Here is a 21,851-nt window from a genome sequence, read left to right as displayed (position 1 = left end):
ATTCTAAAGCCAATAATCAAAAAAGTGAAAAATATGACTGAAAAACAAGCGGGTGTGTATATTGCCCTGATTAGTGTTCACGGACTTATTCGCGCAAATAATTTAGAGCTCGGTCGAGATTCTGATACCGGTGGTCAGAGTCTATATGTTTTAGAGCTTGCACAAGCGTTATCAGAACGGCCAGAAGTCGATAAGGTGGAACTTTTTACACGGTTGGTTAAAGATGAGGCTGTGAGTTCTGAATATGCCCAGCCTGTTGAAAAAATCAACGATAAACTTTCAATTATTAGAATAGAAGCTGGGCCAGAAGAGTATATTTTTAAAGAACAGCTGTGGGATTACCTTGATACTTTTGCCGATAATATGATGGAATATTTTCGAGATCAAAGTCATTATCCAGATATTATTCACAGCCATTATGCCGATGCGGGTTATGTTGGTAGCCAGTTATCTAATCAACTCTCTATTCCTCTTATTCATACAGGGCATTCTTTAGGCCGTGTTAAACGCGCCAGACTTTTTGCTAATGGCGTTCCATCAAAAGAGATTGAAGAACAGTACAACATGTCTAGGCGAATTAATGCTGAAGAACATGTTTTGGCAACGGCAGAACGAGTTATTACCAGTACACACCAAGAGATTGAAGAGCAGTACGAAATTTATGATTTTTATCAACCTGAGCAAATGCGGGTTATACCTCCGGGCACCAATTTACAGCAGTTTCAACCTCCGCGAGGCGATGAACTAAGCTCCGAGCTTTATCAGCAACTTACCTATTCTTTAACCGATAAAAATAAACCCATTATTCTTGCTTTATCACGACCAGACCCACGTAAAAATATTGCGGCATTAATTGAATCTTTTGGTCAATCAACTGAATTACAAGAAAAAGCCAATTTACTTATTATTGCGGGTAACCGAGATGATGTGGAAGATTTAGAGTCTGGAGCTCAGCAAGTATTTCATGAAATTTGGGCTATGATTGACCGTTACGATTTATACGGCAAAGTGTCTTTGCCTAAACATCATAATCGTAATGATGTCGCTTTTATTTATAGAATTGCCGCGGCCTCTGGTGGTATTTTTGTTAACCCGGCATTAACCGAACCCTTTGGTTTAACCTTAATTGAAGCGTCAGCGTCAGGTTTACCTATTGTGGCAACCGAAGATGGTGGGCCAACCGATATTATTGAGAACTGCCAAAACGGAATTCTTATTGATCCTCTTGAACCACGAACGATTACTCATGCGTTGCTTGAATTGCTTAAACAGCCCGATAAAAAAAATCAAATGATTAACGAGGGGTTAATTGGTGTTAAAAAACATTACGCCTGGAAAGCGCATGCCGAGCGTTATTTACATTTAATTATGCCAATTGTGCAAAATTCAGAACGTTTACCAAGAACACCAATCAGTCGACGTTCAGCACTTTATAAAGACAGAGCCTTAGTCACCAGTCTTGATCATAACTTGGTGGGTAATCCACAAGCTTTAAACAAGCTCATTGCTTTATTAAAAGAGCACCGTAAATCAACCTTATTTGTGGTAGCAACCAACAGAAGATTAGATTCTGCATTGCGTTTGCTTAAACATTACAAATTACCAGAACCCGATACACTGATTACCAGTTCTGGAACAGAAATTTGTTATGCCCCGAACCTTAATAAAGATAAGTATTGGGCCAAACATATCGATTTTCATTGGGGAAGACGTAATATTAAAGAACTTTTAGACAGTCATCCAGGTTTGTATTTACAACCTAAATCAGAGCAAACGCCATTTAAGATTAGTTATTACCTAAACAAAGATGTTACTGATCTTGATCATATTAACGGCATACTTCATCAAGAAGATGAATCCGCTAATGTTCAGCTTTCGTTTGATAAATATTTAGATATTTTACCCATGAGAGCTTCTAAAGGAATGGCATTACGTTATGTGGCTGACCGTTGGCAAATTCCGCTAGAACATATATTGGTTGCGGGAGGTTCAGGGGCGGATGAAAATATGATGCGAGGTAATACCCTCGCCGTTGTCGTGGCTAACCGTCATGATGAAGATCTTTCGCAATTGCAAGAGCTTGATAGGATTTATTACGCTAAACAAAGCTATGAAGAAGGCATTTTAGAAGCCATAGATCATTATGATTTTTTTGGTAAATGTTGTCCGCCCGATGAACATCCAGTCAAAGCTGAAAAGCAGGATTCTTAGAGTATGAAATTGCTACTTTGTACAGATATGGACCGTACAGTTATTCCTAATGGTCATCAAAAAGAAGCCAGTGGCGCTCGTGAATTATTTAGACAATTTTGTGGTATGCCAACCGTTACTTTGGCGTACGTGACAGGTCGACACTTAGCTTTAATGAGCCAAGCCGTTAAAGAATATCAACTGCCTTTAGCGGACTATGCCATTACTGATGTTGGTACGCGAATTTATCATCAAAAAGACAGTCAATGGCACCCAATTAGTGCGTGGGAAAAAGAGATTGATCAAGATTGGCAAGGCATAGAAGCAACACAAATTCATCATTTAGTCTCTGAGATAAAAGGCATTTCGCTACAAGAGTTTGAAAAACAAAATTCGCATAAAATAAGCTTTTATATTGACCTTCAACAATTAAATGAAGTCAGCTGTTTAAAACAGGTTAAAGAGCAGATTGCCCCTTTAAATATAAAAACCAATTTAATTTGGAGTATTGATGAAACCAGCAATACTGGGTTGCTTGATATTTTGCCACCCAAAGCCAATAAGCTACATGCGATTGAGTTTTTACAAAGCTATCTCGGTTATCAAACAGAAGAAGTGGTCTTTGCAGGTGACAGTGGCAATGATCTTGAAGTATTAATTAGCTCAGTGCAATCTGTTTTAGTGGCAAATGCAACGCCAGAACTTAAAGAGCAAGCGTTAAATTTGGTTAAGCAACGCGGTACAGAAAATCAGTTTTATCAAGCGGTAAATACGCAGGGTAACGACGGTAATTACAGCTCTGGTATATTACAAGGCGTTATGCATTATTTACCAAAATTTCAATCACATAATCATGATTAGTGACCTTTGCACAAGTTAAGCCACAGTTAAAAATGGCTAAAATTCACTTGATTTTTGTTGAATAACTTGCCAATAGCTTGCTACTTGCTATTAGCTGCTTTATTCGCCGCAATCAGGCAATTTTTATCGCATTTTTTCCGCGCACCTCACTCGTGCAAAAGTCTCTATTAAAATTTAATAGTTAAATTCTAATGATTAAAATCTACTGACTAAAGTTACTGGTTAAAATATTAATATGAATTCATCGTCTCAAACTCAAATTACACTTTTTGGTGAAGTTCTCTTTGATTGCTTTAGCCATCAACAATCATCACAACAAAAGCAAGAACAAGTGCTTGGCGGTGCGCCATTTAATATTTGTTGGCACTTGCAAGCCTTGGACGATAACCCCGTTTTTATATCTAGAGTCGGTCAAGATGATTTAGGTAAAAAAATCATTCAACAGGCTAAGGCTTGGGGGATTAATACTAATAATATTCAGCAAGATACTGTTCATCCCACCGGTCAAGTACAAGTTACGTTTACTGATAATGAACCTAATTACGATATTAAAATTAATAGCGCTTACGACTTTATCAATCAATCTGAAACCATTTTATCAAAACGTAATGGCATTCTTTATCACGGCTCTTTAGCCTTAAGAAGTGACCATGCAAAAGCAGAGTTTCAAAAGCTGGTTGACTCGGGAGAGTGGGATATTTTTTTAGATGTGAATTTAAGAGCGCCTTGGTGGGATAAGCCAAATTTAGTGAAATGGATTAAGCAAGCTAAATGGGTCAAACTTAATATTGATGAACTGCGTGAACTTGGCTTTAAACAGGCTGATATTAATACCGCTATACAGGCCTTTCAAAAAGAGTATGGTAATGAGCAGGTCATTGTTACTCAAGGTGCAGATGGGGTTACGGTATTAACCAAAGAAGGCTTTTTTAAAGAAACCCCAGACAAAATAAATCAATTTATTGATGCTGTTGGTGCAGGTGATGCCTTTACCGCCGTGTACATGCATGGTTTAATAAAAAACTGGTCAATAAAACAAACTCTAGAAAAAGCCCAAGGTCTCGCCAGTAAAATCATAGGCATTCGTGGTGCTACACCTAATAATAAAACCTTTTATCAGTCATTATTTACCACTGATTCTCAAAATAGTTAAGAGCAGTTAACAGCCTATGTACGAAGAAATTTCCCACTCCTTACTCAACGATATTCTTAATCAAATAAAACCAGATATTTATAAAAAAGATTTACGCCATTTTTATACCCGTTTAGGTGCAAACTTTTATGCCATTCATGGTTTATTTGGCAAGTTATACGGTGATAGACCTGACTTTGAGCTCCAAGCACAAAAACTGGTTGAAACCATGGCACGTAAATATATCAAACGCTCTGATGAATTAAAGCAGCAAGATATAGAACGCGAACGTGACTACAACTGGTTTTTAAATCAAAAATGGGTTGGTATGGCACTGTATGCCAATGGCTTTGCTAAAGACATTAAAGATATGCAAGGGCATTTAAGTTACCTGCAAGAGCTGGGTGTAAACCTAGTGCATATTATGCCGATTATGAAATGCCCGGAAGGGCAGAGTGACGGCGGTTATGCAATCAGTGATTTTAGAGAAATTGATGATCGTGTTGGTTCTCTTGAAGATTTAAAAAACCTATCTGAAGACATGCGTGAGCGTGATATGTTACTGGCGTTAGATGTGGTTTTAAATCATACCTCTGATGAGCATGAATGGGCTGAAAAGGCTCGAGAAGGTGATCCGGTTTATCGAGATTACTACTACACGTTTGAATCTCGTAATGTGCCAGATATGTTTGAACAAAGCATGTTAGAAGTGTTTCCAGAAACCGCACCAGGTAATTTTACCTGGGATGACAAAATGCAACGTTGGGTCATGACCGTATTTAATAACTATCAGTGGGATTTAAACTACAACAACCCCGCTGTTTTTATAGAAATGCTTGATGTTATTCTTTACTGGGCAAACAAGGGTGCGGATATCTTGCGTTTAGATGCTGTGGCCTTTTTATGGAAAAAACTAGGCAGCACTTGTCAAAATGAGCACGAAGCCCACCTGATTTTACAACTGCTTAAAGATTGTTGCCAAGTGGTAGCTCCAGGTGTTTTATTTATTGCAGAAGCGATTGTTGCTCCCTCAGAAGTGACCAAATATTTTGGTGAAGATGCGGTTATAGCCAAAGAGTGTGAAATTGCTTATAACGCAACATATATGGCTTTATTATGGGATGCCGTCGCCACTAAAAATGCCAATTTATTAACCCAAGGCATTAAAAGTTTACCCAGTAAATTAGAACGAGCAACCTGGTTAAATTACATTCGCTGTCATGATGATATTGGTCTTGGTTTTGATGATAATGACATTATTCAAGCGGGGTATGAACCACAATCGCATCGTCGTTTTTTAATTAATTATTTAACAGGTCGTTTCGAAGGTTCTCACGCTCGTGGTTTACCTTTTGCCGAGAATTTTAAAACAGGTGATTCTCGTATTTCTGGTTCATTAGCCTCATTGATAGGGCTGCAATACGCGATTGAAACAGGCGATATTGAAGCACAAGAAATTGCCATCAAACAAATCCTACTATTAAACAGTATGATTTTATCTTTTGGCGGGCTACCATTGCTGTATTACGGTGATGAAATTGGTACCTTAAATGATGACTCATATCTAAATGATCCAAACAAAGTGGATGATAACCGCTGGGTACATCGCCCCAAAATTAACTGGCAAAAAGCAGAGCAACGTCATGTAACGGGCACCATTGAATACGAAATATTTAACGGAATTAAAAAGATGATTTCAGTTCGTAAAGAAATCAATGTTTTTTCGGACTTTAATAATCGTGAATTGGTTGATGTTGCTAATCCAAATTTGTTTGTTTTTAGCCGCTTTAATCCACAAAAAGCCAGTGACCGAGTTTTAGTTGTTGCCAACTTTAATAACCAACCACAAAAACTAGAAATAGAAGACGTGAGTAGTTGGGGCAGTTACGACCAAGGTCAATTGTTTGATCTATACAGTCGTCAAAAACCAGAAATTTACAACAACGCTCTCATTATTCCCGCATTTAGTTTCTATTGGCTTAGAGAAATGTAACGCCCTATTAATAGGGCGTTAATAGACATTTAACAAGCTCTATTTCTCATTTCAAAAGTCTCGGTAAAGTAAAATTTACCGAGCTTTCTCAATAAGATTATTTACTAAATACTTTTCAGTTTTTGTATTTCTTATTCTATATTTTTACGTTCTAGTCTCATTTTTATAATGAAAATTCTATGGGATTTAATGACTCCCATTCTTTCGTACTCTATATTCTAAGGGCTTGTTTTTATTATGAGTTGTCTCGTATTTACTAGGTAAAAAGATAGTGTTCTTCACTTCAAAAAAATGAGTGATCACAAAATACAAAATTGATTTACTTTTAATATTGTGTACAATATTGTGTACAAAGTGAGTTAAAGAGTAATTATGTTGAATAGTTTAGATATAAACACAGGTATTATCTTAGGTTTACATATTGATAAAGATTCTTGTAATGGCAAATTGTCTAAACTGACCGTGGCCGTTAAAGACTTGTTTCACATTAAAGGTATACCAACCTCGGCTGGTAATCCAGATTGGTTAGCAACGCATGAACCCCCTAAAATAACGGCCTCTTCGCTTGAAGCTTTGCTAGAAAACGGTGCAACGATTATTGGTAAGTCTTTAACGGATGAACTGGCTTATAGTCTGAACGGTACAAACTTTCACTACGGTACTCCTTTAAATTTAAAATCCCTAAAGAGATTACCAGGCGGGTCATCAAGTGGCTCGGCTGTTGCGGTAACTTCTGGTGTTGCGGATATTGGTTTGGGCACTGACACTGGTGGTTCAATTCGTGTTCCGGCCAGTTATAACGGCTTATTTGGTTTGCGACCTACTCATGGTGTAATTCCAATGGATAATATGGTTGCTTTAGCCCCTTCGTTTGACACGGTGGGGTGGTTAACTCGAGATGTTCAGACCTTGGCTCTTGTGGCTGAAACCTTATTGCCTAAAGCAAAATCACTTTCAACACCCAATAAATTAATCGTATTAAAACCTATTATTAATGATGTCACCATTTGGCATTCAGATATTGATTGTTGGATTGATGAACGTAAGTCTTACTTTATCAGTGTTGAACAAATTTCATTTGATAGCGCCTTTTATACTGAGGCAAGTAATACCTTTCGGGTTTTGCAGGGTGCAGAAATTTGGAAAGAACATGGTGAATGGATTGAAGCAACGTCACCCAAATTTGCACCCGATATACAAACACGTTTTGAATGGTGTAAAACCTTAACCAAGCAAGATGTAGAAAAAGCTAAACAAGCCCAAAAACAGATTGTGGCAGAGCTTGATAAGGTACTTCCTAATGGTTCATTTGTTATGTTATTACCAACTACACCTGGTGCTGCGCCTTTATTAAATTCTTCAAGAGCGTTTATGGATGAATACCGAACTCAATTAATGGGCTTAACGGCACTTGCTGGATTATCGGGTAGGCCCCAATTGAACTTGCCTGTTTTAGAAAGTGAGTCTGCTCCTTGGGGGCTTTCATTACTTGGGGCACAAAACTCAGATTTATCAATCATTGAATTATCAAAACAACTATTAGGAAATTTATAGATGACACAAGTTGCCTTTACTGCATCTCATCACTTAGCAACCCAAGCGGGCATGAAAATATTGCAGCAAGGTGGTAATGCAATTGAAGCAATGGTCGCGGCCGCCGCAACGATTTCTGTGGCTTATCCTCATATGACCGGTTTAGGAGGAGACGGCTTTTGGTTGATTCATAAACCAGGTGAAAAGCCAGTTGCTATTGATGCGACAGGTTTTTCTGCTTTAGCCGTAAACCGTGAAGATTATGCCAAGCAATCGACTCTTCCTACACGAGGTGGTAAAGCGGCGATTACAATTGGTGGCGCAGTATCGGGTTGGCACCAGGCATTAATGTGGGCTCAAAAAGAATTAGATTCTAAGGTTGATTTGTCTTTGCTCTTAAATGATGCGCTTACCCATGCAAAAAACGGTATTGAAATCAGCGAAACCTTAGCAATAACGACACAAAATAAATATCAAGAATTAGTTGATATTCCAGGGTTTTCTGCCAATTTTTTAAAAGATGGAAAGCCTTTAGTTAAAGGTGAAATTTTAAAACAACCAGGCCTGGTAAATTTGTTTGAAAGCTTAATTAACAATGGCCTTGAAGACTTTTTTCAAGGCGAAATAGCCAATAATATTGCACAAGCTTTAGCGGATGCGGGTAGCCCTTTATCAATAGCCGATTTTAATGACTATAAAGCGCAATTTGTTGAGCCTTTACAGAGTGAAATTTCTAAAGGTACTCTGTTTAATCTTTGTGCGCCCACCCAAGGAATTGCATCACTGATTATTTTGGCTTTGTATGATCGCGTATATCAAGATAGTTGGAGTGAATTAGAGAGGGTGCATCATTTAGTGGAATGCACCAAACAAGCCTTTATGCTACGCGATAAATTTGTAACAGATCCGCAACGATTAAAGATTGATTTAGAGGATTTACTTGAGAGTGATTTTTTAGATAAATTAAGTTTAAAGATTGAATCTGATAAAGCGTTAGATTGGCCTTATGAAGGTCAACCTGGCGACACAATTTGGATGGGTGCCGTAGATAAAGATGGCGTGATGGTCAGTTATATTCAAAGCTTATATTGGGAGTTTGGTTCAGGTGTGGTTGTTCCAGAATATGGTTTAGTTTGGAATAATCGAGGCGTAGGTTTTAGCCTACAAAAAGGGCATATTAATGAGCTAGCTCCAAGAGTAAAACCTTTTACCACTTTAAACCCAGCGCTGTGTTTATTTAAAGATGGCAGACGAATGGTATACGGAACCATGGGGGGCGAGGGGCAGCCTCAAACCCAGGCAGCCGTGTTTAGTCGAATCACAGATCTAAATTTATCGCCGGAAAAAGCGATTGCCGAACCACGTTGGCTTTTAGGCCGAACGTGGGGCGATTCACAAAATAATCTAAAGCTAGAACAATCCCTTGCTAATCGTATTGGTACGCAGTTAAAAAACCTAGGGCATGATATAGAAGTAGTGGATGATTTGGCTGAAATGATGGGACATGCCGGAGCAATTATGACAGATTTACCAGGCCTGGTAAAAGCGGGTTCAGATCCAAGAAGTGATGGTGTTGCAATGGTTTGCGAGGTTTAATGTGATGAACTTAGTGGATTATTTACCTCTTTTATTGTCATTAATGGCAACCGGTGTTTTAGGTGGTTTATTGGCAGGTTTGTTGGGAGTAGGCGGCGGTATTGTGATTGTACCGGTACTCTATTTTGTTTTTCAAAGCTTGGGTATGGACAGTATTGGTGCTATGAGCTTAGCAACAGGAACCTCATTGGCCACGATTGTACCCACCTCAATGAGTTCAATTCGTTCGCATCACGCCAAAGGTAATGTTGATTGGAATTTAATTAAATCCTGGTGGCCTTGGTTGTTATTAGGAGTGATTTTAGGCGGCCTGTTAATTTCAGTATATAAAAGTGCCTTGTTTATTTTACTGTTTGCGATGATTGCTGGGTTTGTTGCAATTCGAATGTTATTCGCTGTTAAGCCTAAGGTGTTAGAGCTCCCTAAAAAGGGTATTCAGCGTGCGGTTGCCAGTGTCATTGGTTTTTTATCCGTCATGATTGGTATTGGCGGCGGTACATTGGGTGTACCCGTATTAAGCAAATTTAACTTTGTCACACATCGTGCTGTAGGTACGGCTGCAGTATTTGGCTTAATTATCGCGTTGCCGGGTGCTTTAATGATGCTAATTTTAGGCGTTTCTCCAGAAAACAGCCCAATAGGTACTTACGGTGCAATTAGTTTACCTAGTCTATTAGCTATTATTCCGTTAACCGTTTTATTTGCGCCAGTGGGCGTAAGTCTTGCACAAAAATTAAACCCAGCAACCCTTAAAAAAGTGTTTGCTGTGGTGTTATTAATCACCAGTATTCGTATGTTTACTCAAGTTTTAGGAGTTTAAAATGGCCATTACCTATGACCCAATCAATCCACCAGCACGTTTATTAATGGGACCTGGACCAATAAATGCCGACCCAAGAGTACTGCGCGCCATGTCTGCACAACTGGTTGGGCAGTATGATCCATCAATGACTGAATACATGAATGAAACTCAAGTGTTGTATCGTCAAATATTTAAAACGCAAAACAATGCAACGCTTTTAATTGATGGTACTTCTCGAGCAGGAATTGAAGCGGTATTGGTGTCAATTATTTCTCCTGGCGACAAGGTGTTAGTACCTGTATTTGGACGTTTTGGACACTTATTAAAAGAGATCGCAATTCGTTGCGGTGCTGATGTGCATGTTATAGAAGCGCCTTGGGGTGAAGTGTTTAAGCCTGAACAAATTGAAGAAGCCATTAAACAAGTTCAGCCTAAAATACTGGCATTAGTTCAGGGAGATACTTCGACCACCATGCTGCAACCTCTAGAAGATATTGGTGAAATTTGCCAACGTTATGATGTGTTGTTTTATTCTGATGCCACGGCTTCTATTGCTGGTAACCCTTTTGAAGCAGATGTTTGGGGATTAGATGCGGTTTCAGTTGGTTTACAAAAATGTTTGGGTGGGCCCTCAGGTAGTGCGCCAATATCATTAAGTGAACGTTATGTGGCAGAAGTCAATAAACGCAGACATGTAGAAGCCGGTATCCGTGACGCCCATCATAAAGACAGTTCAGGGCAAATTATTCGTTCAAACTATTTTGATATTCCGATGATTCTAGATTATTGGGGTGAAGAGCGTCTTAATCATCATACAGAAGCCTCAACCATGTTGTATGGTGCTAGAGAATGTGCACGTATTGTCTTATTAGAAGGCCAAGATGAATGTATTGCGCGCCATAAATTACATGGCGATGCAATACGCGCAGGGCTAGAGGGAATGAACCTTGAAATGTTTGGCGATCAAGCACACAAAATGAATAATGTTATTGGTGTCATGATCCCCGATTCAGTTGACGGAGAGGCGGTTAGACAAAGTATGCTTGTTGATTTTGGTATTGAAATAGGTACTTCTTTTGGGCCTTTAAAAGGCAAAGTATGGCGAATTGGAACCATGGGTTATAACGCCAGAAAAGATGCCGTATTAAATACGCTTTGTGCTTTAGAAAATGTATTGAGAAGAATGGGGCATAAACTACCAATGGGAGAAGCGATTGATAGGGCAATGAATCACTATCAAGATAATTTGTTAGGGTAATTGGTGATGTCTAACATTATAAAACGTTGTGAAGAACTAGCCAAAATTACAGATAGTCCGGTTGGTATTTCTAGGCTTTATTTAGCCCCTTCTTATAAAAAGGGCTTAGAGTTAGTTGCTAGCTGGATGCAAAAAGCGGGCATGACAACGCAAATTGATGCGGTGGGTAATTTATGGGGAAAACTGGCTTGTGAAGACCCTAACGCACCCACTTTTATTATAGGTTCTCATTTAGATACTGTTCCAAATGCCGGAATGTTTGATGGTATTTTAGGTGTCATGATTGGAATAGAAGTGGTTCAAAAGGTTCAACAACAAGGTCTAAAACTTCCATTTCATATAGAAATAGTCGGTATTGGCGACGAGGAAGGCGTTAGTTTTGATGCTTCAATGCTTGGCAGTCGTGCCATTGTCGGACAATGGTCAGATGACACATTGGAATTAACCAATACACTTGGTGAAACCTTAGAACAAGCACTTGCTAAAAATGGTTTTAATGGTCAAAACTATGCCCAAGCGTCAAGAGTAACGGATAACCTTTTGGGTTATTGGGAAATACACATGGAACAAGGCCCTGTACTTGAAGCAGAGGGTCTACCTGTTGGCGTTGTTACTGCGATTGCAGGGGCAAGACGATTTAAAGTAACTATTGAAGGTGAAGCGGGGCACGCAGGTACGGTTCCTATGAATTTGCGACATGATGCTTTAACGGCCGCGGCTGAAGTTATTCTCATGATAGAAAGAAATGCTCAGCAGCATAACTTAGTGGCCACAGTTGGAAATCTGACAACCTATCCTGGAGCCGTAAATGTCATACCAGGCCTGGTAGAATTTACCGTTGATATTCGTAGTGATAATGATGAATTAAAAGAACGCATCATGAACCTGATTTTTCATACCTCAGAAGGCATTAGTATGCAAAGAGGGGTAGAAATTTATTGGAAAGATTATCATTGGGCCCCTGCACGCCAATGCAATTTAGATTTTAGAAGTTTATTTGAAGAATCTATAGCGCAACAAAAAATACCGGTACGTTCCTTAGTGAGTGGCGCAGGACATGATGCTATGGCTTTTGCTGAAATTACAGATATTGCGATGTTATTTGTTCGGTGTAAAGGTGGAATTAGTCACCATCCAGATGAATATGTAAGTGAAGAGGATGCCGATATTGCTGTGAATACAACCTTTATCGCATTAGAAAAGTTAGCCGCATGTTATTCAGTTAACCACAGTATTCATAGGGCATAATGATATGAAATTAGGTACTCCTGATATTTGTGATCAGCACAGAGATATTTTGCAAGTTGCTAACCCTGTATTTAAATCTTATGGCGGTTGCCAACGTGTTGCGGGCATGATTGAAACCTTAAAGATATTTCGTGAAAATAGCCAGTTTTGGGAAGTTCTTCGCACACCTGGTAATGGTCGAATTTTATTTGTAGATGCCGCAGCAGATTACGGTGCAGTCATGGGTGACAAAATGGCTATAATCGCGGTCGAAAATGGTTGGAAAGGGATTGTGGTTAATGGCTATATTCGTGATATAGCTATTATTAAAACCCTGCCATTAGCGGTTTGGGCATTAGGAAGTTGCCCAATGAAAGGTAAAATGAACTCAAAAGCTGAACAGAGTGTTGCACTCAAATTTCATGGCTTAGATATTCAGCCAGGTATGTTTGCTTATGCTGATGAAGACGGAATCTTAATAACGCCAGACTCTTTGCCAGATTTTAATGCAGATTTTAATTTTGAATTTCAAAATGAGTTTACTCACAAATAAAGTTTCTCTAACTTTTGTTTAAATTTCTTTATTGTGTACAATGTTTTAATAACAATGTATTCAATAAAGAGATTTAATTATGTCAAACTCCTCATTACAATCCAAAGTTCTTTGGATTAAAAACCCCTTAGCCATATTTACCGCAAATGACCAAGATGCCAAAGGCGGTATTCTTATCAAAAATGATAAGATTATTGAACTTGTGGCAATGGGAACAAAACCTAAACTTCACTATGATGAAATATACGATGCTTCCGAATCGGTGGTTTTACCAGGCCTGGTAAATGTACATCATCACTTTTATCAAACGCTTACAAGGGCTTATCCTCCAGCTTTAAACAAACGTTTGTTTCCTTGGCTCAAAACGCTTTATCCTGTTTGGTCGGGTCTTAAACGTGATCATTTACAAATTGCCTCTACCTTAGCAATGAGCGAACTGATGTTATCTGGATGTACCACGGCTTCAGACCACCATTATGTTTTTACGGATGGATTGGATGATGCTATTGATATTCAAATTGAAGCCGCTAGAAAATTAGGTATGAGAGTGCATTTAACTCGAGGATCTATGAGTTTAGGTGAGGATCAAGGCGGATTACCGCCACAAAATACCGTACAAACAGAACAAGTTATTTTGGATGATTGTGAACGATTAATTAAAACCTACCATAACAAACAGCCTGGAGCGATGGAAAGAATTGCGCTTGCCCCTTGCTCACCTTTTTCAGTAACTGAATCTTTAATGAAAGAAACGGCTCTGTTGTCACAAACATACGACGTGATGATGCATACACATTTAGCTGAAACCGAAGACGAAAATAAATTTTGTATAAAAATGTTCGGTTTACGACCTTTAGAATACTTAGAAAAAGTGGGGTGGTTAAATAATAAAGTTTGGTTAGCGCATGGTATTCATTTCAATGACCAAGAGGTAAAACAATTAGGTTTGAACGGGGTTGGTATTAGTCATTGTCCGTCCTCAAATATGATTTTAGCCTCGGGCATTTGTAGAGCAATTGAGCTTGAACAAGCCGGTTGTCCAGTTGGTATTGGTGTGGATGGCTCTGCTTCTAACGATGGTTCAAATATGATTTCAGAGGTCAGACAAGCTTTATTAATTCAACGTTTACGTTACCAAGCAGATGAAGTAACCCATTTAGATGTTTTGCGTTGGGCAACTAAAGGCTCAGCAGCTTGTTTAGGTCGTGATGATATTGGGGAAATTGCTGTCGGTAAACAAGCGGATATTGCATTGTTTAAATTAGATGAACTTAGATTTTCTGGCGCAGGAGACCCATTAGCGGCATTGATTATGTGCGGTGCACAATCTGTAGATAGATTAATGATTAATGGTAAATGGCGTGTTATAAATGGTCAATTAATGGATATAGATATGATAGATATGATGTCAATGCACAAACAAAAAGCAAAACAAGTGCAACAATATGAATAAATGCTTGCACTAAAATGGAGCGTTTTATCATTAATTGTACGCAGATCAATAAGTTCAATATTTTTTAAATGGGAGGAGGTAACCGCTTTATAGGGGCTCAAGGGTTCTTTAATGGTTTTTATGATTGAAATTAAAAGATGGCATTATGATTGCTAACTATTTCATAAATAAATTGTACACAATATCTGTACACATTATTAAAATCTAAAACCATAAAAGGAAAATGTAATGTCTATGCCAACTATCTTTAAAAAGAAATCATTAGTCACCAGTCTAGCATTAGCTGGAGCTATGTTATCTGCAACCACTTCTCATGCAGCGGATTGGAGTAATACCAATCTATTACTTTTAAATGGTTCTGGTTATAAAGAAGTACCGTCTGATAATGAAGTTGATGGTACCGTTGTAACAGTAGAGCATGTAAGTGGATGGAAGTATGGTTCAAACTTCTTCTTCTTTGATGTGACTAACGCCAATACCAGTAAGAGTGATTTTTATGGTGAAATCTCGCCTAGCTTATCTTTTGGAAAAATGACAGGTAAAGATCTTTCTTTTGGATTTGTTAAAGATGTTTCTCTTGCTGCAACTTTAGAAGTTGGGCAAGTTACAAACGCACAGTTATATGGTATAGGTTTTGATTTAGATATTCCTGGTGTTCCCGTTGCTCAAGTAAACTTTTATCAGAGAGCGAGTACAAGTGATTACTATCCTGGAAAAATGGGTAGTGGTCAACAGGTTACTTTTGTTTGGATGGCGCCATTTAAATTAGGTTCAACAAGTTGGACTTTTGAAGGTTTCCTAGATTATGCTTCTGCTGAAAAAGAAGTTGGTAAGGTTGAAAACATTATTGCATCGCCACGTTTAACTATGGATGTGGGTGAATTATTTGGTGCACCAAAACGTATTTCAGCAGGTATCGAATACTCTTATTGGATGAATAAATATGGTCAAGATGGCATTGACGAAGGTGTTCCACAAGCAACCGTTAAGTGGACGTTCTAAATTAGCGATTTAAATAAAGGAAATATGATGAAAAGAAGAACATTTTTAAAGCCTTTAGCTTTAGGTCTACTTGCTGCAACAATGGGTATGAGTTCTTCTTTTGCTACGGCAGAAGAAAAACTTAAAGTTGGATTTGTTTATGTTGGTCCTATTGGTGATCATGGTTGGAGTTATCAACATAACCAAGGACGCTTAGCCGTTGAAAAAGAATTTGGTGATAAAGTAAAAACAACCTTTGTAGAAAAAGTACCTGAAGGTGCAGATGCAGAGCGTGTTATTCGCAAACTGGCCTCTACTGGACATGACATTATTTTTACAACGTCATTTGGTTTTATGAACCCAACCTTAAAAGTGGCAAAACAGTTTCCAAAAGTAAATTTTGAACATGCTACGGGTTACAAAATGGCTAAAAACGTCGGTATCTATGGCGCACGTTTTTATGAAGGTCGTTACGTTATGGGGCAGGTTGCAGGTAAGATGACAAAATCGAATGTTATTGGTTACATTGCTTCATTTCCAATTCCAGAGGTTATGCGTGGAATTAATGCCACTGTTCAAGGTCTAAAAACCGTTAATCCTGATGCTAAAGTTAAAGTTATTTGGGTGAACAGTTGGTACGATCCAGGTAAAGAAGGTGATGCGGCAAAAGCTCTTATAGACCAAGGTGCCGACTTTATTATGCAACATACCGATTCTCCAGCCCCGTTACAAGTTGCTGAACAACGTGGTGTTTACGCGGTAGGTCAAGCATCTGATATGTCTGCATTTGCTCCTAAAGCACAGGTAAGTTCAATTATTGATGACTGGAGTGGTTATTACATCAAAAAAGTTAAAGAAACAATGGATGGAACTTGGAAGCCTGACAACACTTGGGGCGGTATTAAATCAGGTATGGTAGGTATTGGTCCTTTTGCTGATTTTGTTCCTAAAGATGTGGTTGCTATGGCAGAAAAAACGATTGAAGACATTAAGTCAGGTGCTGTAAAACCGTTTCAAGGTCCTATTAAAAATCAAGAAGGTAAGTTGATAGTTGAAAAAGGTAAAGAACTTAGTGACGGTGATTTACTTGGTATGAACTGGTATGTAGAAGGTGTTGATGGAACGGTACCAAAATAAAACGTTCTCGTTTTATAGATATCAACAAACAAATTAAATTCTCTTAACTCTCTCCAAAGAAGTTGTTCTACTTCACCCGGGTGGCCTTGTCCACCCTTTTTAGTTATTCAATAGACGATATTCATTGATTCAACAGAAGAAAATTTTTACATTTTCTAATGCGATTTAGCTCTTTTAATAAAGTCTAAATATCGATGATAAATTGTTCTGTATTCCATTCTAAGCCAGTTTTACGTTCAAATATTTTCGTGTTTTTTAAGAAATTACTGCGATAAAAATTGGGTTATTTGATACAGCTTGTTTTATGAAAAAACACTTAAAAACTTAAGATCAATATATCAGGGAAGATTTCTATTCATTAAATTTAGGGATGATTACATGAGTCTTAAGTGCAATGAACTACAAGAAAGTATAAAAAATCCATTTAGCGGTTTTTTAGAATTACATATTGTTAAAAAAGGCGAGATTTAGTGCGCTTTTTGGATTTAAAAGGAGAAACTTTCATGAATGAATTTATAAAAAAAATGCCTAAAGCAGAACTTCATTTACATATTGAAGGAACCTTAGAGCCAGCTATGATGTTTGAGTTGGCTCAAAGAAATGATGTTCGGTTATCTTACAAGAGTGTTGAAGAAATTGAATCTGCTTATGATTTCAAAGATTTGCAATCTTTTTTAGATCTCTATTATCAAGGCATGATTGTGTTACAAACAGAACAAGATTTTTATGATCTTACCTGGGCATATTTACAGAAATGTGCAGAGCAAAATATTATATATGCTGAAGTATTTTTTGACCCCCAAGCTCATATGGAACGCGGTGTTTTATTTGAAACTGTATTAAATGGGATCTATAACGCGATAATGGATGCTAAAGAACAATTGGGTGTACAGGTGAATATTATTATGTCGATTTTACGACATTTAGATGAAAGTTCAGCCCAAGAGATTTTAGACTTGGCGATTGTTTATCAAGATAAGATTATTGGCATTGGACTTGATTCATCAGAAAAAGGTAACCCACCTGAAAAATTTCAACGTGTCTACCAAAGAGCGAAACTTGCCGGTTTTTATTTAGTTGCTCATGCGGGTGAAGAAGGGGATGCCAGTTATGTTTCTGGTGCACTCCATAACCTTAATGTTAACCGTGTTGATCATGGAAACAATTCCATTGAAGATCCCGTTTTACTTGAAGAGCTTAAAAATAAGCAGATAGCCTTAACCTTATGCCCATTGTCTAATCAACGTTTACAGGTGGTTAAAGACTTAACTCAGCATCCTTTAAAGAAAATGTATGATATGGGACTTAAAGTGACGATTAATTCAGATGATCCTGCATACTTTGGAGGGTATCTTAATGAGAACTATCAAGCCATGAGTGATAGTTTAGAGTTAACGAAAAGTGAATTAATTGATATTTCTAAAAATGCCTTTGAAGCGAGTTTTTTAGAAAGAGAACAAAAAGCGGAATATTTAGAGAAACTACTAAAATATGCTCATCAACTACATTAGTGAGTAATTCGTTTAAGAGTAAAAAAAAGGGGCTTTAAAAGCCCCTTTTTTAGTATTTAAAAAAGTTAATGTGTCGGGTGAAAAGGGCTACCCAAATTGGCAGGTGCAAAATTATTTTGTGCTTGTTTCGAAATAATAACAAGAACAATAATCGTGGCTAAGTAAGGCAGCATTGAGAAGAATTCAGAAGGAATAGAAATCCCTAATCCTTGTCCATGTAATTGTAAAATGGTAATTCCACCGAACATATAAGCTCCCATTAGAATTCGAGAAGGCATCCACATAGCAAATACCACTAAGGCCACAGCAATCCAACCACGACCTGCTGTCATGTTATCAGCCCACATAGGTGAGTAAGAAAGTGATAAATAAGCACCAGCAAGGCCACTCATTGCACCACCGTACAGTACAGCCATATATCGAATTTTAATAACAGGGTAGCCAATAGCATGAGCGGCATCATGTGATTCACCTACAGCTCTTAATATAAGACCATAGCGAGTTTTATTTAAAAACCAGTAACTTACATAAACCATGATAAGTGAAAAATAAATCAGAATGTCATGGCTAAAAAGTACGTTTCCAAAAAATGGAATCTGACTCAAAAATTCAATATTAAGTTTTGGCAACCCCTCATAAGCAACGCCAACTAAATCGCTGCCTAATAATGAACTTAAACCGAGACCAAAAATAGTTAAGGCTAAACCGGTTGCGACTTGGTTTGACTGCAGCGATAAGGTTAAGATACCAAATATTAATGCCATGGCCATACCCGCTAATGCAGCAGAAATAACCGCTAAAGTCGCGCTACCTGTATAGGTTACTGTCGCAAAAGCGACTACCGCGCCGACAATCATCATTCCCTCTAAACCTAAATTTAATACACCAGATTTTTCAGAGATTAATTCACCTAAAGCGGTTAGTAATAAAGGGGTGGCCGCACTGATTATGGTGACCATAATTAATGAAATAATTTGTATATCCATCTTTATAACCCCTCTGGAGTGGTGTTTTTTAGATTATAAGTAAAGCGAATTTTGTACATAATCAACACATCGGTCGCTAATAAGAAAAACAGTAATAATCCTTGGAAAAGCCCTGTTAAGGCAACAGGAAGTCCAAGCGCAATTTGTGCATTTTCACCACCTAAATAAGAGATAGCCATAATTAAACCCGCCAGTAGAATCCCTAATGGATGAAGTCGGCCTAAAAAGGCCACAATAATGGCTGTAAATCCATAACCTGGCGATATAGAAGGAAGTAGTTGACCGATAGGGCCAGAGACTTCCATTATGCCCGCCATGCCCGCCATTGCACCACCTAAAAGAAAAGCAAACCACACGATTTTTTTATGATTAAACCCAGCATATTTAGCCGCATTTGGTGACTGACCAACAACGTTTACTTGGAAGCCGATAATCGTTCTAGATAGCATGACCCACAGCCCAATAAGTACAATAACCGTAATAAGCGTACCTAGGTTTAATCGAGTTCCTTCAATCAATATGGGTAATAGTGCAGAATCACTAAATAAGCGTGATTCAGGAAAGTTATAACCTGAAGGATCTCGGAAGGGACCATTCACCATAAAATTTAAAAACAGAATAGCGACATAAGTAAGCATTAAGCTGGTTAAAATTTCATTAGTATTATATTTCGTTTTTAATAGAGCAGGAATTGCAGCCCAGAGCATACCTCCTATGGCACCAAATAGAATCATCATAGGAAGCAACCAGGCACTTTCAGATTCATAAAACCATAAGGCAAGTCCACCGCCTAGAATAGCCCCTATAATAAGTTGACCTTCGGCACCAATATTCCAAATATTGGCTTTAAAGCCTACGGCTAATCCTAAGGCAATTAAAATTAATGGCGTGGCTTTTACCGCGAGTTCACCTAATCCATAAATATTGGTAATAGGTTCTATAAAAAATACGTAGGTTCCTTCAATAGGAGATTTTCCCATAGAAGCAAAAATTATCATGCCAGATAAAACCGTTAACAAAACCGCAATTACAGGCGAAAGATAGGTCATTTTTTTCGAAGGAATGCTTCGAGCTTCTAATCTAAGCAACATGTTCATCATCTCCATTCAATTTTGGATTAGGAGTCGAAATTCCTCCCATAAGAAGACCAATTTGTTCGCGACTCACGTTTGAAATAGGGTAGGCTTCAGAAAGCGTACCTTCGTAGATCACACAAATAGAATCACAAACTTCAAAGAGTTCATCTAAATCTTGCGAGAGGACTAAAATGCCACTCTTTTTTTCAGCTAAATCTAAAATAGATTGGTGAATAGCCGCCGCAGCTCCCGCATCAACACCCCAAGTAGGTTGTGCCGCAATCAAGATACTTGGCGCTTGTTCTATCTCACGACCAACGATAAATTTTTGTAAATTCCCTCCCGAAAGACTTTTAGCAAGAGATTGAATACCAGATTGTTTTACATTGTATTTGTCACAAATCAATTGTGCGTATTCATCACGCTTTTTAAAATTAATAAAGCCATTTTTTTGTAAGTTTTGTGCCTTATAACCACTTAAAAAAGCATTTTGATGCAAGGAATCGTTGGGAACAGCGCCGTGCCCTAAACGCTCTTCTGGCACATAAGCCATACCTATCATTCTGCGTTGATTAGAAGGTAAGTTACCGCTAGGTCTACCATGAATGATAATGCTGTCAACTTCGGTATCCGCTTCGCCACTTAAGGCCGATAATAATTCTGTTTGACCGTTACCAGCAATACCAGCAATACCGAGTATTTCACCTTCACGGATGACAAAATTCACATCTATTAAATCGTTACCAAAGGCTTGGTCAGATTTAACCGATAGATTTTGAACTCGAATAACTTCTTTTCCATATTCTGTAGAGAATTCTCGTTTAGGTGGGTTAATTTTTTCACCCACCATGAGTTGAGCCATACTTTTTGCCGTCTCTTGGCTTGGATCAACTTCTTGGATATAGCGACCACCTCTAAGTATGGTTGCGCGATGACAAAGCGCTTTAATTTCATCGAGTTTATGACTTATATATAGAATTGAAACACCTTCAGATGAGAGGCGACGTAAGGTAACAAATAATTTATTGACTTCTTGGGGGGTAAGTACAGAGGTTGGTTCATCCATAATAAGCAGTTTAGGATCTTGAAGTAGGCAGCGTATGATTTCGACACGCTGTCGTTCACCAACCGATAAGTCATGAATATACATTTTTGGATTGATATGTAAGCCATAATCTTCTGAAACTTGAATAATACGCTGTTCTAATTTTTTAAGATTAAACTCGCCATCTATTCCCACGGCTATATTTTCGAGTACGGTTAAAGCATCAAAAAGAGAAAAATGCTGAAATACCATGCCTATGCCTATACTTCGAGCCTCTTTGGGGCTATCAATTTCTATTGGAGAACCTTCCCAAATCATTTGGCCTTTATCAGGTTTCATAAGGCCATAAATCATCTTAACTAGCGTGCTTTTACCCGCGCCGTTTTCGCCTAATAATGCATGAATCTCCCCAGGGTTGATGGTTAAGTCAACACTGTCATTTGCCAAGCAACCAGGGAACTCTTTAGTAATTTGGGCCAGTTTTAATCTAGGTTGTATTGTATCTGTCATGGTATGC

The 21,851-nt window shown here is 38.2% G+C and carries 17 protein-coding genes; 14 read left to right on the top strand and 3 right to left on the bottom strand.

Annotated elements, in window-relative coordinates; all coding sequences use genetic code 11:
- Positions 1-33 precede the first annotated feature (33 nt).
- The 14 genes from ACYQ0E_RS08735 to ACYQ0E_RS08670 all read left to right on the top strand — a co-directional run bounded on the left by ACYQ0E_RS08735 (position 34) and on the right by ACYQ0E_RS08670 (position 18,227).
- Positions 34-2,211 (top strand): HAD family hydrolase, encoded by a 2,178-nt coding sequence (locus tag ACYQ0E_RS08735; protein ID WP_460187848.1) that lies wholly within the window; start codon positions 34-36, stop codon positions 2,209-2,211.
- A gap of 3 nt (positions 2,212-2,214) precedes the next feature.
- Entirely contained in the window at positions 2,215-3,051 is an 837-nt protein-coding gene (locus tag ACYQ0E_RS08730) for an HAD-IIB family hydrolase (protein WP_460187847.1), read from the top strand.
- A gap of 235 nt (positions 3,052-3,286) precedes the next feature.
- Positions 3,287-4,204 (top strand): PfkB family carbohydrate kinase, encoded by a 918-nt coding sequence (locus ACYQ0E_RS08725; RefSeq protein ID WP_460187846.1) that lies wholly within the window; start codon positions 3,287-3,289, stop codon positions 4,202-4,204.
- A gap of 16 nt (positions 4,205-4,220) precedes the next feature.
- Positions 4,221-6,176 (top strand): alpha-amylase family glycosyl hydrolase, encoded by a 1,956-nt coding sequence (locus ACYQ0E_RS08720; protein WP_460187845.1) that lies wholly within the window; start codon positions 4,221-4,223, stop codon positions 6,174-6,176.
- A gap of 372 nt (positions 6,177-6,548) precedes the next feature.
- Positions 6,549-7,730: an amidase gene (locus tag ACYQ0E_RS08715; RefSeq protein ID WP_460187844.1), complete on the top strand. Its 1,182-nt coding sequence runs from the start codon at positions 6,549-6,551 to the stop codon at positions 7,728-7,730.
- On the top strand, positions 7,731-9,305 hold the full coding sequence (locus tag ACYQ0E_RS08710) for a gamma-glutamyltransferase family protein (protein ID WP_460187843.1): 1,575 nt from the start codon (positions 7,731-7,733) through the stop codon (positions 9,303-9,305).
- A gap of 4 nt (positions 9,306-9,309) precedes the next feature.
- Positions 9,310-10,125, top strand: a complete 816-nt coding sequence (locus ACYQ0E_RS08705; protein ID WP_460187842.1) for a sulfite exporter TauE/SafE family protein — start codon at positions 9,310-9,312, stop codon at positions 10,123-10,125.
- 1 nt (position 10,126) lies between these two features.
- Positions 10,127-11,365, top strand: a complete 1,239-nt coding sequence (locus ACYQ0E_RS08700; protein ID WP_460187841.1) for a pyridoxal-phosphate-dependent aminotransferase family protein — start codon at positions 10,127-10,129, stop codon at positions 11,363-11,365.
- A gap of 6 nt (positions 11,366-11,371) precedes the next feature.
- Positions 11,372-12,613 (top strand): allantoate amidohydrolase, encoded by a 1,242-nt coding sequence (locus tag ACYQ0E_RS08695; RefSeq protein ID WP_460187840.1) that lies wholly within the window; start codon positions 11,372-11,374, stop codon positions 12,611-12,613.
- Positions 12,614-12,617: 4 nt separating this feature from the next.
- On the top strand, positions 12,618-13,145 hold the full coding sequence (gene rraA, locus ACYQ0E_RS08690) for a ribonuclease E activity regulator RraA (protein WP_460187839.1): 528 nt from the start codon (positions 12,618-12,620) through the stop codon (positions 13,143-13,145).
- Between the two features lie 79 nt (positions 13,146-13,224).
- Positions 13,225-14,598 carry an 8-oxoguanine deaminase gene (locus ACYQ0E_RS08685; protein WP_460187838.1) on the top strand — a complete coding sequence of 458 codons (1,374 nt, stop codon included), beginning with the start codon at positions 13,225-13,227 and terminating at the stop codon, positions 14,596-14,598.
- 228 nt (positions 14,599-14,826) lie between these two features.
- A complete protein-coding gene (locus ACYQ0E_RS08680; RefSeq protein ID WP_460187837.1) occupies positions 14,827-15,600 on the top strand; it encodes a DUF5020 family protein in 774 nt (257 codons plus the stop codon).
- Between the two features lie 27 nt (positions 15,601-15,627).
- Positions 15,628-16,716, top strand: coding sequence for a BMP family ABC transporter substrate-binding protein (locus ACYQ0E_RS08675; protein WP_460187836.1), 1,089 nt, complete (start codon positions 15,628-15,630; stop codon positions 16,714-16,716).
- 503 nt (positions 16,717-17,219) lie between these two features.
- Entirely contained in the window at positions 17,220-18,227 is a 1,008-nt protein-coding gene (locus tag ACYQ0E_RS08670) for an adenosine deaminase (protein ID WP_460187835.1), read from the top strand.
- A 65-nt stretch (positions 18,228-18,292) separates the two neighbouring features.
- Here ACYQ0E_RS08670 and ACYQ0E_RS08665 read toward each other — a convergent pair whose 3' ends face one another.
- From ACYQ0E_RS08665 to ACYQ0E_RS08655, 3 genes are read right to left on the bottom strand one after another with little or no spacing between them, the layout of a single operon-like run.
- Entirely contained in the window at positions 18,293-19,213 is a 921-nt protein-coding gene (locus tag ACYQ0E_RS08665) for an ABC transporter permease (RefSeq protein WP_460187834.1), read from the bottom strand.
- 2 nt (positions 19,214-19,215) lie between these two features.
- Positions 19,216-20,304: an ABC transporter permease gene (locus ACYQ0E_RS08660; RefSeq protein WP_460187833.1), complete on the bottom strand. Its 1,089-nt coding sequence runs from the start codon at positions 20,302-20,304 to the stop codon at positions 19,216-19,218.
- Complete coding sequence (locus ACYQ0E_RS08655; RefSeq protein ID WP_460187832.1) at positions 20,294-21,844, bottom strand: ABC transporter ATP-binding protein; 1,551 nt, start codon at positions 21,842-21,844, stop codon at positions 20,294-20,296. Before ACYQ0E_RS08655 ends, ACYQ0E_RS08660 begins: the two co-directional genes overlap by 11 nt.
- Positions 21,845-21,851 lie beyond the last annotated feature (7 nt).

Source organism: Thiomicrorhabdus hydrogeniphila (assembly GCF_054656895.1).
Note: the sequence above shows the minus strand (reverse complement) of the source record. Positions and strands in the feature narration are given on the sequence as shown.

Coding starts and splice junctions, on each gene's coding strand:
- ACYQ0E_RS08735 (WP_460187848.1), top strand. CDS start 34: ATGACTGAAAAACAAGCGGGTGTGTATATTGCCCTGATTAGTGTTCAC.
- ACYQ0E_RS08730 (WP_460187847.1), top strand. CDS start 2,215: ATGAAATTGCTACTTTGTACAGATATGGACCGTACAGTTATTCCTAAT.
- ACYQ0E_RS08725 (WP_460187846.1), top strand. CDS start 3,287: ATGAATTCATCGTCTCAAACTCAAATTACACTTTTTGGTGAAGTTCTC.
- ACYQ0E_RS08720 (WP_460187845.1), top strand. CDS start 4,221: ATGTACGAAGAAATTTCCCACTCCTTACTCAACGATATTCTTAATCAA.
- ACYQ0E_RS08715 (WP_460187844.1), top strand. CDS start 6,549: ATGTTGAATAGTTTAGATATAAACACAGGTATTATCTTAGGTTTACAT.
- ACYQ0E_RS08710 (WP_460187843.1), top strand. CDS start 7,731: ATGACACAAGTTGCCTTTACTGCATCTCATCACTTAGCAACCCAAGCG.
- ACYQ0E_RS08705 (WP_460187842.1), top strand. CDS start 9,310: ATGAACTTAGTGGATTATTTACCTCTTTTATTGTCATTAATGGCAACC.
- ACYQ0E_RS08700 (WP_460187841.1), top strand. CDS start 10,127: ATGGCCATTACCTATGACCCAATCAATCCACCAGCACGTTTATTAATG.
- ACYQ0E_RS08695 (WP_460187840.1), top strand. CDS start 11,372: ATGTCTAACATTATAAAACGTTGTGAAGAACTAGCCAAAATTACAGAT.
- rraA (WP_460187839.1), top strand. CDS start 12,618: ATGAAATTAGGTACTCCTGATATTTGTGATCAGCACAGAGATATTTTG.
- ACYQ0E_RS08685 (WP_460187838.1), top strand. CDS start 13,225: ATGTCAAACTCCTCATTACAATCCAAAGTTCTTTGGATTAAAAACCCC.
- ACYQ0E_RS08680 (WP_460187837.1), top strand. CDS start 14,827: ATGTCTATGCCAACTATCTTTAAAAAGAAATCATTAGTCACCAGTCTA.
- ACYQ0E_RS08675 (WP_460187836.1), top strand. CDS start 15,628: ATGAAAAGAAGAACATTTTTAAAGCCTTTAGCTTTAGGTCTACTTGCT.
- ACYQ0E_RS08670 (WP_460187835.1), top strand. CDS start 17,220: ATGAATGAATTTATAAAAAAAATGCCTAAAGCAGAACTTCATTTACAT.
- ACYQ0E_RS08665 (WP_460187834.1), bottom strand. CDS start 19,213: ATGGATATACAAATTATTTCATTAATTATGGTCACCATAATCAGTGCG.
- ACYQ0E_RS08660 (WP_460187833.1), bottom strand. CDS start 20,304: ATGTTGCTTAGATTAGAAGCTCGAAGCATTCCTTCGAAAAAAATGACC.
- ACYQ0E_RS08655 (WP_460187832.1), bottom strand. CDS start 21,844: ATGACAGATACAATACAACCTAGATTAAAACTGGCCCAAATTACTAAA.